Source organism: Micromonospora lupini str. Lupac 08 (assembly GCF_000297395.2).
Lineage (GTDB): Bacteria > Actinomycetota > Actinomycetes > Mycobacteriales > Micromonosporaceae > Micromonospora > Micromonospora lupini.
The window spans coordinates 4212154-4225973 of the sequence record NZ_HF570108.1; the positions used below are offsets into that span (position 1 = coordinate 4212154).

The 13820-nt window shown below is 74.5% G+C and carries 14 protein-coding genes and 2 pseudogenes; 7 read left to right on the forward strand and 9 right to left on the reverse strand.

The window, feature by feature from the left end; all coding sequences use genetic code 11:
- A pseudogene (locus tag MILUP08_RS34735) lies at positions 1-360 on the forward strand (hypothetical protein); the annotation flags it as partial.
- 112 nt (positions 361-472) lie between these two features.
- On the opposite strand, the gene MILUP08_RS20465 reads toward MILUP08_RS34735, so the two are convergent.
- Positions 473-1537: an NAD-dependent epimerase/dehydratase family protein gene (locus tag MILUP08_RS20465; RefSeq protein WP_007461071.1), complete on the reverse strand. Its 1065-nt coding sequence runs from the start codon at positions 1535-1537 to the stop codon at positions 473-475.
- Positions 1538-1774: 237 nt separating this feature from the next.
- Between MILUP08_RS20465 and MILUP08_RS20470 the strand changes: the two genes are divergently transcribed.
- Positions 1775-3142 (forward strand): molybdopterin-dependent oxidoreductase, encoded by a 1368-nt coding sequence (locus MILUP08_RS20470; protein ID WP_007461074.1) that lies wholly within the window; start codon positions 1775-1777, stop codon positions 3140-3142.
- Positions 3135-3626 (forward strand): hypothetical protein, encoded by a 492-nt coding sequence (locus MILUP08_RS20475; RefSeq protein WP_007461076.1) that lies wholly within the window; start codon positions 3135-3137, stop codon positions 3624-3626. Before MILUP08_RS20470 ends, MILUP08_RS20475 begins: the two co-directional genes overlap by 8 nt.
- Here the strand turns inward: MILUP08_RS20475 and MILUP08_RS20480 are convergent.
- The 7 genes from MILUP08_RS20480 to MILUP08_RS20510 all read right to left on the reverse strand — a co-directional run bounded on the left by MILUP08_RS20480 (position 3593) and on the right by MILUP08_RS20510 (position 9425).
- The gene (locus MILUP08_RS20480) at positions 3593-4300 is read right to left on the reverse strand and encodes a RibD family protein (RefSeq protein ID WP_007461078.1); all 708 of its coding nucleotides are present in this window, start codon (positions 4298-4300) and stop codon (positions 3593-3595) included. The genes MILUP08_RS20475 and MILUP08_RS20480 overlap by 34 nt on opposite strands.
- Positions 4297-4980 carry a GTP cyclohydrolase II gene (locus MILUP08_RS20485; RefSeq protein ID WP_007461080.1) on the reverse strand — a complete coding sequence of 228 codons (684 nt, stop codon included), beginning with the start codon at positions 4978-4980 and terminating at the stop codon, positions 4297-4299. The genes MILUP08_RS20480 and MILUP08_RS20485 overlap by 4 nt, the downstream gene beginning before the upstream one ends.
- Before the next feature lie 58 nt (positions 4981-5038).
- Positions 5039-5977, reverse strand: a complete 939-nt coding sequence (locus MILUP08_RS20490) for a lysylphosphatidylglycerol synthase transmembrane domain-containing protein (RefSeq protein WP_007461082.1) — start codon at positions 5975-5977, stop codon at positions 5039-5041.
- Positions 5978-6041: 64 nt separating this feature from the next.
- Positions 6042-6848, reverse strand: a complete 807-nt coding sequence (locus MILUP08_RS20495; protein WP_039908451.1) for a class I SAM-dependent methyltransferase — start codon at positions 6846-6848, stop codon at positions 6042-6044.
- A 14-nt stretch (positions 6849-6862) separates the two neighbouring features.
- Positions 6863-7921: a glycosyltransferase family 4 protein gene (locus tag MILUP08_RS20500; protein ID WP_039908453.1), complete on the reverse strand. Its 1059-nt coding sequence runs from the start codon at positions 7919-7921 to the stop codon at positions 6863-6865.
- 119 nt (positions 7922-8040) lie between these two features.
- The gene (locus MILUP08_RS20505; protein WP_007461087.1) at positions 8041-8439 is read right to left on the reverse strand and encodes a 6-pyruvoyl trahydropterin synthase family protein; all 399 of its coding nucleotides are present in this window, start codon (positions 8437-8439) and stop codon (positions 8041-8043) included.
- A gap of 2 nt (positions 8440-8441) precedes the next feature.
- Positions 8442-9425: a zinc-dependent alcohol dehydrogenase gene (locus MILUP08_RS20510; protein WP_007461089.1), complete on the reverse strand. Its 984-nt coding sequence runs from the start codon at positions 9423-9425 to the stop codon at positions 8442-8444.
- A 94-nt stretch (positions 9426-9519) separates the two neighbouring features.
- Here MILUP08_RS20510 and MILUP08_RS20515 point away from each other — a divergent pair.
- Positions 9520-10395, forward strand: a pseudogene (locus tag MILUP08_RS20515) (CDP-alcohol phosphatidyltransferase family protein); the annotation flags it as partial.
- 41 nt (positions 10396-10436) lie between these two features.
- Positions 10437-12182, forward strand: coding sequence for a sulfatase-like hydrolase/transferase (locus tag MILUP08_RS20520; RefSeq protein WP_007461094.1), 1746 nt, complete (start codon positions 10437-10439; stop codon positions 12180-12182).
- 11 nt (positions 12183-12193) lie between these two features.
- On the opposite strand, the gene MILUP08_RS37170 is transcribed toward MILUP08_RS20520, so the two are convergent.
- A complete protein-coding gene (locus MILUP08_RS37170) occupies positions 12194-12322 on the reverse strand; it encodes a hypothetical protein (RefSeq protein ID WP_272944008.1) in 129 nt (42 codons plus the stop codon).
- Between the two features lie 30 nt (positions 12323-12352).
- On the opposite strand from MILUP08_RS37170, the gene MILUP08_RS20525 reads away from it, so the two are divergent.
- Both MILUP08_RS20525 and MILUP08_RS20530 read left to right on the forward strand, forming a co-directional pair.
- The gene (locus MILUP08_RS20525; RefSeq protein WP_007461096.1) at positions 12353-13093 is read left to right on the forward strand and encodes an NAD(P)-dependent oxidoreductase; all 741 of its coding nucleotides are present in this window, start codon (positions 12353-12355) and stop codon (positions 13091-13093) included.
- Positions 13090-13806: a DUF4386 domain-containing protein gene (locus MILUP08_RS20530; protein WP_007461098.1), complete on the forward strand. Its 717-nt coding sequence runs from the start codon at positions 13090-13092 to the stop codon at positions 13804-13806. Before MILUP08_RS20525 ends, MILUP08_RS20530 begins: the two co-directional genes overlap by 4 nt.
- Positions 13807-13820: the final 14 nt, after the last annotated feature.

Genomic DNA, 13820 nt, shown 5'->3' on the forward strand with positions numbered 1-13820 from the left:
CGGCGCTGCCGGCCCGCCGCCCCCATCCCGACGGGTGGGCCGGCGCCGGGCGGGCCGCGCTTCGGGCCGGGCGCGGCCGCGCGCGGGTGGCAGGTCGTCGGCCGGCTGGCCACGCCTGCGGCAGCAGCGGTACGCGCCGCCGGCCCCACCGTGCTGCTACCGCTGGCCGCCCTGGTGGCGGTGCTCGGCGCGGACCTGTCCGGCCTGAGCAAGGCCGAGGTGGAACGGATCTGGCTGCCGTTCGTCGTCTGGCTGCTGGTGGCCACCGCCCGCCTACCGCAGGGTTCGCGACGCTGGTGGCTGGCCGCGCAGGCGCTCACCGCACTGGCCGTCAACCACCTGGTCTGGACGGTCTCCTGACCACCCGGGGCGGCCCGGCCACGAACGGCCCGGTCGCTTCGTCGCTTCGCCGCTTCGTCGCCCGCGACCCGAACCGCGCCGAGCGGCCCGCTGGACGTGCTGGGTTGACGGGTCAGCCCGCTACGGCTGCTGGTTCGCGGAGCGGGTCGGTGGCGAAGCCGGCCACGCCCTCGGCGAAGCCGACCCGGGCCGTGTAGCCGAGCAGTTCCACGGCCCGGCGGGGGTCGGCGACCACGTGCCGCACGTCGGCGGCGCGGGCCCCACCCACCACCTGCGGGGCCGGCCCGCCCATCGCCTCGGCCAGGGTGACCGCCAACTCTCCGACCGTGTGCGGCTCGCCCGAGCAGACGTTCACCGGCACCAGCGTGCCCGGCGGCGCGCTGCTGGTGAGGGCCAGCAGGTTGGCCCGCGCCACGTCGGTGACATGCACGAAGTCCCGCCGTTGCCGGCCGTCCTCCAACACGCGCGGCGCCACGCCGGCCGCCAGCGCCGACCGGAAGATCGAAGCCACTCCGGCGTACGGGGTGTCGCGGGGCATCCGGGGGCCGTAGACGTTGTGGTACCGCAGCGCCCACACCGCGCCGCCGGTCTGCCGAGCCCACGCGGCGGCCAGGTGTTCCTGGGCAAGCTTGCTCGCGGCGTACGTGCTGCGGGGTTCCAGCGGCGCGTCCTCCGGCACGAGCACCGGATCGAGTCCGCGGCCGCAGTGGGGGCAGGTCGGGTCGTACCTGCCTGCCGCCACGTCCTCGGGCCGGCGGGGCGCGGGACGCACGGTGGCGTGCTCGGGGCAGGCGTAGCGCCCCTCGCCGTAGACCACCATCGAGCTGGCCAGCACCAACCGGCCGATCCCCGCCCGGTGCAGCGCCGCCAGCAGCACCGCCGTGCCGTAGTCGTTGTGCGTGACGTAGTCGGGGCCGTCCGACGGGTCGAGGCCGTGGCCGACCATCGCCGCCTGGTGACAGACCGCGTCCACGCCGGTCAGCAGCCGGTCCAGCAGGGGGCCGTCCCGGACGTCGCCGCGGACCACATCGTGCCCGCGGGACCAGGCGGGCAGTTCGCCGCCGTGTGCCTGGGGCAGCAGCGCGTCCAGCGCCACCACCTCGTGGCCCTGCTCGACGAGCAGGTCGACGACCTGCGACCCGATGAACCCGGCCGCGCCGGTGACCAGTACGCGCATGCCGGTCACGGTAGGGCGGATCGGGCGCCCGGCGGGCCGGATCGGCGGACCCGTAAGGAGTTCGCAACAGCTCGGCAGGGGCCGGCAGTCCGGTAAGCGTTCGGTAATGCGGTAAACCCGGCCCCGCCGTACCCCTGCGGTCTAACCTGCCGGCAGTGCCCGCCGCCGGCCCACGCGCCCGGCCGGGCCGGCCGGTGGGGCCAACGACAGTGCGGGACGGCGAGGAAGGAGCAGCGGGTGCCGGTAAGCAGGCCCGGCCCGAGCGACAGCGGGACCAGGGCGTCGGAAGTGGACGGGTACGGCGCGCCGCGCCGGCTCTGGCGAGGGCTGGCCCAGCATCGTCCGCCGGGTGTGGACGCCGTCGAACGGAGCTGGCGCAGCCCGTTGCGCGGTCCCTGGCTCACCGCCGTGTACGGGTCGGTGCTGCTGGTGGCCCTGCCCCTGGTGATCATCACCGGGCTTCTCGACTACGCCGCCTACGGCCCGCAGTTCGACCAGGCGTTCCCGACGAACGTGGGCTGGCTGCGGCTGCCCGCCTTCGACTGGCCGACGCGGCCGTCGTGGCTGTTCCGGGTGACCCAGGGACTGCACGTGACGCTCGGCATCGTGCTCGTCCCGGTGGTGCTGGGCAAGCTGTGGTCGGTGCTGCCGAAGCTGTTCGACTGGCCGCCGGCCCGCTCCCTCGCCCAGGTGCTGGAACGGCTCACCCTGCTGCTGCTGGTCGGCGGGATCCTGTTCCAGATCGCCACCGGCCTGCTCAACATCCAGTACTCGTACGTGTTCGGCTTCGACTTCTACACCGCCCACTACTTCGGGGCCTGGATCTTCACCGGCGCCTTCGTGGCGCACGTGATCATCAAGTTCCCCCGGCTGGTGACCGCGCTGCGGTCCCGTCCGTTGGGCGCGGAGCTGCGGACCCCGCGCGAGGCGACGCGACCCGAACCGCCCGACCCGGACGGCCTGGTCGCCGCCGAACCCGGGCCGGCCACGGTCAGCCGGCGCGGCGCGGTCGGCCTGGTCGGCGGCGGGGCGCTGCTGCTGGCCGTCCTCACCGTCGGGCAGAGCCTGGACGGTCCGCTGCGGCGCACCGCGCTGCTGCTGCCCCGGGGGCGACAGCCCGGCACCGGGCCGAACGGCTTCCCGGTCAACCGCACCGTCGCCGCCGCCGGCGTACGCCCCGAGCAGACCGACGCGAGCTGGCGGCTGACCCTGCGCGGCGGCGGCCGGACCGTGACCCTGGACCGGCCCGCCCTGCTGGCCATGGCGCAGCACACCGCAGCCCTGCCCATCTCCTGCGTGGAGGGTTGGTCGACCCGGCAGACCTGGACCGGCGTCCGTCTTCGGGACCTGGCCGCGCTCGCCGGGGTCGCGGACCCGGCCTCGGCGCGCGTGTCGTCGCTGGAGCAGGCCGGGCTGTTCCGCACGGCGGTGCTCGCCGCCAACCAGGTCCTCGATCCGGATTCACTGCTCGCCCTGCGGGTCAACGGCGTCGACCTCGCCCCCGACCACGGCTACCCGGCTCGGGTCATCGTGCCGGCCCTGCCCGGGGTGCACTGCACGAAGTGGGTCGCCGAGATCGACTTCCGGGGTCGGGCCGATGGCTGAGCGGGACCGGCCGACGGAGGGACGGGCCGGGCGGCTGCGGGCCGGCTACGGCGCGGCGCCGTGGCACCTGCTCCTGGTGACGGCGGTCATCGTGCTCGCCGGCTGGGTGGCGCTGCGGCTGGCACAGGAGGCGACGTTCGGCCGGATGCTGCTCTGGTTCGTCGGCGCGGTCATCGCCCACGACCTGGTGCTGTTCCCGGTGTACGCGAGCGCCGACCGGGCGCTGCGCGCGGTGGCCCGCGATCGTGTCACGCTGCTCAACTACCTGCGGGTGCCGGCGCTCGGCACGGCGCTGCTGTTCCTGGTCTACTCCCCCGGCATCCTGCGGTGGGGCGAGACGACCCACGAGGCGGCCACCGGCCTGACCCAGCGGCCGTACCTGGTGCGCTGGGTCGTGCTCAGCGCGGCGCTCTTCCTGCTCAGCGGGCTCGCGTACCTGCTGCGCCGTCGTCAGGCGTCGCGGCAGCGGTCGGAGAGCGCGTAGCGGAGCAGCACCACGTCGCCGATCTGGCGGGTCTCCGCCAGTCGGGCGCGGCGTCCCGGATTCCAGGGGAAGCGCCCCTCGCCGACGAAGCGCGGCGCCCGGCGGTCGCCGACGAAGAACGGGGCGACCACCAGGTGCAGCTCGTCGGCGAGGCCGGCGGTGAGGAACTGGGCGTGCACCGTCCCGCCACCCTCCACCATCAACCGGCGCACACCCCGCGCCGACAGGTCGGCGAGGACCCACTCGAGATCGACCGGCTCGCCCCCGTCCACCACCGTGGCCACCCGACCGACCCGCTCGCGGGCCTTGTCCAGCGCCCCGCTGGCGCAGTAGACCAGCCGGACGGAATCGCCCGCGGTGAAGAAGCGGGCGGTCGGGTCGAGATCTCCCCGGGCCGTCAGGGTCACCTTCGTGGGCGAGGCGGGCCGGCCACACGCCAACCGATCGGCCCGGCGCGACGCGGACCGCACCAGCAGGCGCGGATCGTCGCGGCGGACCGTGGCGGCGCCGACCAGGATCGCGTCGCAGCTCGCCCGGACCGCGTCGACGCGGTCGAGGTCGTCCTCGTTGGACAGCATCAGCCGCTGGTCGGAGGCGTCGTCGATGTACCCGTCGATACTTGTGGCGCAGCTCAGCAGCACGTACGGCCGCGCCGACGCCGGCCGGCAGCTCACCGGGAGACGGACCGGTCAGGGGTACGGCCCGACTCCGCCTCCGCCGCCTCGGTCTGCGCCGCCTTGGCGGCCTTCGCCGCGAGGTACTCGGCGTTGGCCGGGGACAGGAAGATGCTTGTCGGGACACGTCCGACGACGTCCACGCCCAGCCGGGTCAACTGCTCGGCCTTGTCCGGGTTGCTGCTGAGCAGGCGGACGCGCGGCACGCCGAGGGTGGCCAGCATCTGCGCGGCGGCGCTGTAGTCGCGCTCGTCCTCGCCCCGGCCCAGCGCCACATTGGCCTGGTAGGTGTCCAGCCCGGCGTCCTGCAGGGCGTACGCGTCGAGCTTGGCGTAGAGGCCGATGCCGCGGCCCTCCTGGCGCAGGTAGAGCAGGAACCCGCCGGTCTCGGTGATCCGCTGCACCGCCTCGCGCAGCTGCGGCCCGCAGTCGCAGCGCTGACTGCCGAACACGTCGCCGGTGAGGCACTCGCTGTGCGGGCGGACCAGCGGTGGCTCTCCGCCGGCGGCGAGCCGGTCCAGCGCGCCGGCCCAGTCACCGAGGCCGAGAGCGAGGTGTTCCCGGCCGTCCACCAGGCCCTTGAAGGTGAACACCCGGACGGTGGTGGTGTAGCCGTCGGGAAACGCCAGCGGCACCGTGACCTGCGTACGGACCGTGGCGACCGGCAGTGCTTCGGGCATGGGACTCCTTTGTCCGGCGTCGCCCTCGGGCGACGGCGCGTACCGTCTCACCACTGACTCAACAGCCGCCGCCGGAGGCAGCTTCCCGAGTCGTGGTGGGATTGCGGGCCCGTCGGGCGAGCAGCACCGCCGCCCCGGGCAGGCTGGCCACCAGCACGAGGGCACCGTAGACGGTGGCGGTGGCGACACCCTCGGCCGCGCTGAGCCCGGCCGCGCCGAACACCCAGGCCGCCACCCCCTCGCGGGGTCCGAAGCCGGCGACGTTCAGGGGCAGGCCCATCGCGAGCAGGGCGAGCAGCGTCAGGGGCAGCAGCCGCGTCAGCGGGGCGTCGGAACCGGCGGTCCGTGCCGCCACCAGGAAGGTGGCCAGATGACCGGCGACCATCACGGCGGAGGCGACAAGCACGCCGAGCCAGGTCCGCCGGGCCAGCAGCCCGGCCCGGACGTCCGCCACGGCGGTCCGCACGCCGCGGGCCCACCGGGAGCGGCCGGCGCCGGGCAGGAGCCGCGCCAGCAGTACGACGGCCAGCCCGGCCGCGAGCAGCAGGGCGGCGGCGGCCGGCAGGTACGGCCGCACCGGGGACGGGAACGCCGCGAGCACCACCAGCGCGACACCCACCAGGACCACCTGGCCGGCGGTACGCTCCCAGATCACCGCGCGGATGCCCCGGCTGACATCGCCGGCGTCGCGGCCGTGGCGCACCGCCCGGTGCACGTCCCCGAGCACCCCGCCCGGCAACGTGGCGTTGAGGAACACCGCCCGGTAGCAGTGCGCCACGGCGGTCGCCAACGGCAGCCGCACGCCGAGGCCACCGGCGACGAGGCTCCACCGCCAGGCCGCGCAGACAGTCGTGAGCACGCCGATGAGCAGGGCCGCGGCCAGCGCCGGCGCGTTGATCAGCCGTACGCCGTCGAGGAACGGGCCGCCGCCCACCTGCCACAGCAGGACGGCGAGCAGGCCCACCCCGCCGACCACTCGTGCCCAGGCCCACAGCATCGACGCCGGTCCTCCCTGAAGATCGTCCACTCTCCCTAGAGCACGTACCCAGGGCGTCGACGGTTCATCCGCCGGCCAGGAGGTCCCGGTGTTCGACGAGCACGCCGAGCCGGCCGGCGGCCGCGTCGGCGAGCCGACGCCTGGCGTACGCCCGGGTCGGGCCGACCAGGTCGGGGCGTTGCTCGCAGGCGGCGCCCAGCCAACCGCGGAACCACTCGACGGCCAGGTCGGCCTGCTCCGGGCCGAGCCGCCACGGGCTGGGCCGCTCCCGCACGTGCACGCCCCGGCGGGCGAACGCGGCGGCGGTGGCGGCGTGGGCGTCCGGGCCGAGCAGCCGGCGGCCGTCGACGGTACGCCGCTGGTGCGCGTTGAACGCCTCCTGGACCTCGGCGTCGAGCGGGTCGGCCGGGGTGAGCCGGACCTGGCCGGTCACCGAGACCGCGAACAGGGCGGGACGGTCGGCGTCGACGCAGGCGGCCACCACCCGATCGACCTCCTCGGCGGTCAACATGTCCAGCAGCGCGGACGCGGTGACGAGCGCGCCGTCGGACAGGTCGGCGGCGCCCAGCCGGGTCAGGTCGCCGCAGCGGGTGTCGACGGTGACCGGCGCTCCGTCGGCGGCGGTCACGCCGGCCATGCTGTCGGCGGCCCGGGCCAGCAGGTCGGCGTCCCGGTCGTGCAGCACCCAGTGCTGCGGTCCGCTCAGCCGCGCCGCCAGCCAGCGGCTCATCGAGCCGGTGCCACTGCCCAGGTCGTGGATCAGGATCGGGTCGTGGCCGGTCAGCAGGGGCCGGACGGCGTCCACCAGGTCCTCGGCACGGGCCGCCGCGTCGGCCGGCTCCCGCAGACGCAGCCAGTCGGCGAACGGCATGATGTCCTCGGCGGTCACTCCGCCACCTCCTCCAGCACGGCGGCCAGGCGCGCGGTCGTCGCCGGCCAGTCGGTCAGGGTGTCGCGGCGGGCGAGCGCGGCACGTCGGAGCCGGGCCCGCAGTTCCTCGTCACCCCACCACCAGCTCAGGGCGCCGGCCAGGGCGGCCGGGTCGTCCGGCGGGACCAGCAGCCCGGGCAGGTCACCGTCGGGGGCGCGCCCGAGCGCCTCCGGCAGGCCGCCCACCTGGGTGCCCAGCACCGGCACGCCCCGGGCCAGCGCCTCGGTGACGACCATCCCGTACGTCTCGCCCCGCGACGGCAGCACGAGCAGGTCGGCGGCGTCGTAGGCGGCGTCGAGCGCCGTACCGGTCAGCGGGCCCGCCAGCCGGACGCGCTCCGCCAGCCCGGCGCCGGCGAGCCGGTCGCGCAGCCGGCGCACCAGCTCGGGTTCCCGGGTCAGCGTGCCGGCGCAGACAAGCGTCCACTGCGTCTCGGCCAGCACGCACAGGGCGTCGACAAGCACGTCGTGGCCCTTGTGCCGGGTGACCGCGGCGACGCAGAGCAGCCGGTGGCCGGTTGCCGAGCCGGGGGGCGCCGGCGGGGCGGGCGTCACCCCCGGCGGGGCGACCCGGACGCGGTCGGCGGACAACCAGTGGCGGGCCAGCAGGCGGCGACGGGTCCACTCGCTTGTGGTGACGACGGCCCGCGCGGTGGCCAGCGCCCGGCCCTCGGCCTCCACCTCGTCGTCCAGGGGCATGTGCACCAGCACGACGAGGCGCAGTCGGCGGGCGTGCGGGGCGAGCAGGTCCGGCACGGTCGAGGCGATCAGGCCGTCGACGAGCACGACGGCGTCGTCCGGCAGGGCGGCGAGCAGCCCGGCCAGCGCCGCCCGGGCGGCCAGGTCGGGGTGCGGCCACGTACCGGGCGTCGCGTGCTCCCGCACGACCCAACCGCTCTCGCCGAGACCGGCGCAGACCCGCCGGTCGTAGGCGTTGCCACCGCTGGGCGTGGCCGGGTCGTCGATGTCGCCGGGCAGGACGACGTGCACCGTTCCGCGATGTGGACCGGCCACCGCGACGGCCGCCGCCGGCCGGTGGACCGGTCCGGCGTCGGCCGCCGCTTCGGTCGACCCCGCGTCGGCGGCGTCCGGCCCGCCCGGCCGGTGGGCCGGCGTCGGCCGGCCCGCGTCGGTCACAGCGACCGCTCGTAGCTGGCCCAGGCGACGTGTGACTCGTGCAGGGTGACGGTGATGCCGGCCAACTCCCGCGCGCCGGGGCCCAGCTCACCGGCGTGCACGCGCTCGGCGAGGCGGTCGGCGACCGTGCGGGCCAGCACCTCCGTGGTGGTGTTCATCCCGGCGAACGCGGGCTCGTCGTCGAGGTTGCGGTACGACAGCTCGCCGACCACGGCCCGCAACTGCTCGGTGGCCAGGCCGATGTCCACGACGATGCCGTCGGCGTCCAGGTCGGGGCGGCGGAACATCGCGTCCACCACGAACGTCGCCCCGTGCAGGCGCTGGGCCGGGCCGAACACCTCGCCCCGGAAACTGTGGGCGATCATCATGTGATCCCGAACGGTCACGCTGAACACTGTCACTCCCCGTCGTCGTAGGTGATGAGGTGGCAGAGCGCGGGCAGGTCACCCGTGCTCAGTCGGGCGAGTACGTCGGGCAGCTCCGCGAACCGGGACGCGCCGGTGATCAGCGCGTCGAAGGCCGGGTCGTCGAGCAGGTCCAGGGCCAGGGCCAGCCGGTCGGTGTAGCTGCGGCGGCCCCGCCGCGCGGGAGCGACCATGCCGACCTGGCTGCTGCGCACGGTCAGTCGTCCGGAGTGGAAGGCCCCGCCCAGCGACACCTGCACCGGCCGGTCGCCGTACCAGCTCAGCTCGATCACCGTGCCCTCGGGCGCGAGCAGGTCCAGCGCGTGTTGCAGCCCGGCGGAGGTGGCGCTGGCGTGCACGACCAGGTCCCGGTCACCTGTCGCGTCGCTCGGCTGGGCGAACCCGACACCGAGGGCGCCGGCGATCCCGGCCCGGCGGGCGTCGGTGTCGACAAGCTCGACCTGCACGCCGGGGAACCGGGCGAGCAGCGCCGCGACACAGCAGCCCACCATGCCCGCGCCGACGACGCTGACCCGGTCGCCGACCAGGGGCGCCGCGTCCCACAGGGCGTTCACGGCGGTCTCCACGGTGCCGGCGAGCACGGCGCGGGCGGGCGGCACGTCGTCCGGCACCGGCACCACGGCTGTCGCCGGCACGACGTACGCGCTCTGGTGCGGGTGCAGGCAGAAGACCGTACGCCCGAGCAGCTCCGGCGGGCCCTGCTCGACCACGCCGACGCTGAGGTAGCCGTACTTCACGGGACCCGGGAAGTCGCCCTCCTGGAACGGGGCGCGCATCGCCGCGTGCTGGTCGGCGGGCACCCGACCGGCGAACACGAGCGTCTCGGTGCCCCGGCTGACCCCGGAGTAGCGGGCTCGCACCAGCACCTCGTCGGGCCCCGGCACGGGCAGCGACACCGGCCGGATCTCCGCCGCGCCGGGCTCGCGCACCCAGCAGGCGTACGCCTCGCGGATCACCCTCGCACACCTCACCTTTTTGTCCCGGTCGAACCGAACGGCCCTGATTTCCGTGTTCCCTGTCGGGGTCGTCGATCATAAACACGGAGGTACGGTGCCCACAGTTCGAAGCGGTCCGGTGATCGGGCTGAGCGCGCAGTTGGTCGTGCTGGCGGCGCTGGCCGCCACCGTGGGTCTGGGCCCGGCGGGTTGGCTGGCCGGGGCCGGCTACGCGGCGCTCACCTGCCTCGCGTTGAGCAGGGGCCTGCACCTGGCCGGCGCGTCCCGTCTCGGTCCGGCGGACCGGGTGACGCTGACGCGGGCCGTCCTGGTCGGCGCGGTCACCGCGCTTGTGGTGGACTCGTTCGGCCGTCCGACGCCGGTGGGGCTGCTTGTCGCGCTGAGCGCGGTGGCCCTGCTGCTGGACGCGGTGGACGGTCGGGTCGCCCGGCGCACCGGCACGGTCAGCGCGCTCGGGGCCCGCTTCGACATGGAGGTCGACGCGTTCCTCATCCTGGTTCTCAGCGTGCACGTCGCCCCGGCGGCCGGGAGCTGGGTGCTTGCCATCGGCGCGATGCGGTACGTCTTCGTCGCGGCGAGCGCCGTGCTGCCCTGGCTGTCCGGCTCGTTGCCGCCGCGCTACTGGCGCAAGGTGGTCGCCGCCGCGCAGGGGGTGTTGTTGGCGGTCGCCGCCGCGCGGGTGCTGCCGGAGCCGTGGACCACTGTGGTCCTGGTGGCGGCGTTGGCGCTGCTTGTCGAGTCGTTCGGCCGCGACGTGGCCTGGCTGTGGCGCCGCCGCCCGGGCACGCCCACGGTCACCGCGCCAATCGCCGCCGAGCCGACGCTCGCCGGGCCGATCGCGGTCGCGCCGACGGTCGCCGCGCCCGCGCCCGCCGCACCTGTGGCGCTGCCCCTGCTCCCGCTGGGTGGACACGCGCCGCTCGTCGTGCCGCCGTTGCTGCCGGTCCCCGGCCCGGTGCCCGCGCTGGCGGCCCGCTCGGGCGGTACGGTCCACTCCGACTGGAGGCCGTGATGACCCTTCCCGCCCGGCTGCGCCGGCTGACCGGCCGGCGCCATCCGCGCCCCGCCCCGACCGGCGACGCTTCGGCGCGTACCCCGGTGGTGTCGCCCGTGCGGCGCGGCCGTGCGCGGCGGACGTGGTCGGCGGCCGGCGGTGTGCTGGCGGTGCTGCTGGTGTACGCGGTCCTGGTCGGCCCGGACCGGCTCGGCGAGCTGACACCCGGCGCGTTCCTGCGCATCCCGCTGGAGGGTCTGCTGGTCGCGGCGCTGCTGCTGGCGTTGCCGCCGGGGCCACGGCGGGTGGTGGTGGCCGTGGCGGGGCCGCTGCTCGGGCTGCTGGCCATCGTGAAGCTCGCCGACCTGGGTTTCCGCACGGCCCTCGACCGACCCTTCGACCTGGTGCTTGACTGGCTGCTGCTGGACGACGCGTACGGCTTCGTGCGGGACTCGGCGGGGCGCGCCGGCGCGGTCGGCGCGGTGGTGGGCGTCGTGCTGCTGGTCGGTGTGCTGCTGCTGGTGGTGACCATGGCGTTGCGGCGACTGGCGTCGCTGCTGGTCGGCCACGAGCGGGTGGCGACGCGGACGGTTGCCGCGTTGACGCTCGCCTGGGTGGTCTGCGCGGTCGTCGGGGTGCGGATCGTCCCGGGCGTGCCGGTGGCCGACGCCGGGACCACGGCGCTGGTCGGCGCGCACGCCGAGCAGGTGGACGCGCGGCTGCGCGACCGTGGCCGGTTCACCGCCCAGATCGACGCCGACCCGTTCCAGGACGTCCCGGGCGACCAACTGCTGACCGGGCTGCGCGGCAAGGACGTCGTTCTCGCCTTCGTGGAGAGCTACGGGCGCGACGCCGTGGAGGATCCGGAGTTGGCGCCGCAGGTGAACGCGGTGCTGGACACCGGGACCGAGCGGCTGCGCGCGGCCGGGTACGGCGCGCGCAGCGGCTTCCTCACCTCCCCGACGTTCGGCGGTGGCAGTTGGCTGGCCCACGACACGCTGCTGTCCGGCCTGTGGACCGACAACGAGCAGCGCCACCGCAGCCTGCTGGCCAGCGACCGGCTCACCCTCAACGGCGCGTTCCGCCGCGCCGGCTGGCAGACCGTCGGGGTGCTGCCGGCGGCCACCCAGCCCTGGCCGGAGCAGGGTTTCTTCTCCTACGACCGCTACTACGACGCCGCGGCGCTCGGCTACCGGGGCCCGAAGTTCAGCTACGCCCCGATGCCCGACCAGTACACGCTGTCGTTCTTCCAGCGGCGGGTCCGGGCGGGCGCGGACCGCCCGATCATGGCGGAGATCCCGCTGATCTCCAGCCACTCCCCGTGGACGGCCGTGCCCCGCATGATCGGCTGGGACGAGGTGGATGACGGCTCCGTCTACCACCGCGACGCCGCCGGAAAGGACAGCGGCGACGAGGACGACCGGGACACCGGCCGGGTTCGGGCCGGCTACCGGCAGGCCATCGCGTACTCGCTTCAGGCGCTGATCTCCTACGTGCAGACCTACGGTGACGACGATCTGGTGCTGGTCTTCCTCGGCGATCACCAGCCGGCCCCGGTGGTGACCGGCGAGGGTGCGAGCCGGGACGTGCCGATCACCATCGTCGCCCGGGACCCGACCGTGCTGAACCGGGTGGCGGGCTGGGGCTGGCAGGACGGACTGCGGCCGGGCCCGCAGGCGCCGGTGTGGCCGATGGACACCTTCCGGGACCGGTTCCTGACCACCTTTGGGCCGTCGACGCCGCCGATTGCCGCGCCGCGCTGATCTCGCATCAGTCACTGCGACAATTCCGGCCGTTGCTGTTCCACCAGCTTGCGCGTACGGTCCACGTCGAGCAGCCCGCCGTACGCCGCGTTCTCGCAGGCGGAGCCCTTCAGAGGGCTGCGAATCGCCTCTTCCATCATCTGCCGGCCTCAGCACCGGAAAGAAGAGCCATGGAAACCGCACAAGCACGGGATGGCGCCGAACGATCCGTGAAACAGAAGGTCTGCATTGTCGGGGCCTCCGGAAAGCTTGGGCGGTACATGGTGCGACACGCGCTCGATCGGGGCTACGACGTCGTCGGCGTGTGCCGTCCGGGCAGCGTGGGCAAGCTCGACGCGTTCAATGGCCGGATCACCGTCATCCCGGGAGCGACCGACGACCGCGACGTCATCGCCCGCGCGGTCGCCGGGTGCGATGGCGTGTTGACCGTGCTGGTCCCACGGGGGGTCCACCACTACTCGACCGGAACGGCCCAGGCCGTGCTCGACCACGCACGCCCCGCTGCACGCCTCGTGTTCTCCTGCGGGTGGCACATCACCCGCGACGGCCAGGACGTGTACTCCTGGAAGCTGAAGGCCATCGTCAGGGCTTTCGGCCCGCTGGCGAAACTCGCTCGCTTCGCCGACCTCGACGACCAGGTGGAAGCCTGCCGTCGGGTGTTCGCCAGCGACACCCGCTGGACCGTCGTGCGCGGCAGTGACCTGGAAGAGGGTGACAGCCAGGGCCTCCCGCTCTGGAGCAGACACGTGGGCGACCCCGTCCTCGAAAGCAACCGCACCCGTCGAGTCGACTTCGCCCTGTTCATGGTCGACGCCCTCACCGACGACGACCTCGTTCACGAGGCACCGGCGATCGTCGGCCGCCAGACACCCTCGGCGCTCGCGCACGCCGGCCGGGACGGCTCGACATGAGCCCGCTCCGGAGGACCTCTCTCGTCGTGGGCGTGCTCTATCTCCTCACGTTCGTCTCGATTCCGATTCTCGGCCTGTACGCGACGGTGCTCGATCCCGAAGCTGTCGTCGGCCCGGGTGCCGAGACGGGCGTGGCCTGGGGCGGCGTCCTGGAGATGGTCGTGGCTCTCGCGTGCATCGGCACCGCGGTCGTGCTGTACCCGGTCGTCAAACGACAGAACGAGACACTCGCGTTGGGCTTCGTCGGCGTCCGGGTTCTGGAGGCGGCCACGATCATCGCCGGCATCGTGCTCATCATGTCGCTCGTCACCGTGCGGCAGGCCGAGCCGAGCCCGGAGGCGGGGGTCACCGGCGAGACGCTCATCGCCCTGCACGACTGGACGTTCCTCACCGGGCAGGGCTTCCTGCCGGCCGTGAATGCCGTCCTCCTGGGCACACTCCTCTACCGGTCCCGCCTCGTCCCGCGGGTCCTCCCCGTGCTCGGCTTCATCGGGGCGCCCCTGCTCACCATCACCTTCGTCGCCACGATGTTCGGCTTCTGGACACAGGTGTCCCCCGCGTCGGCCCTGCTGACCCTGCCGATTGCCCTGTGGGAGCTCGCGCTGGGCGTCTGGTTGATCGTGAGGGGCTTCCGGCCCTCCCCCGTCACCGCCGACCTGCCCGGCAGTTCCGTCCCGAGCCAGGTTTCGCCGATTCGGACAAATAGCACATAGTCCTACATTTGCCT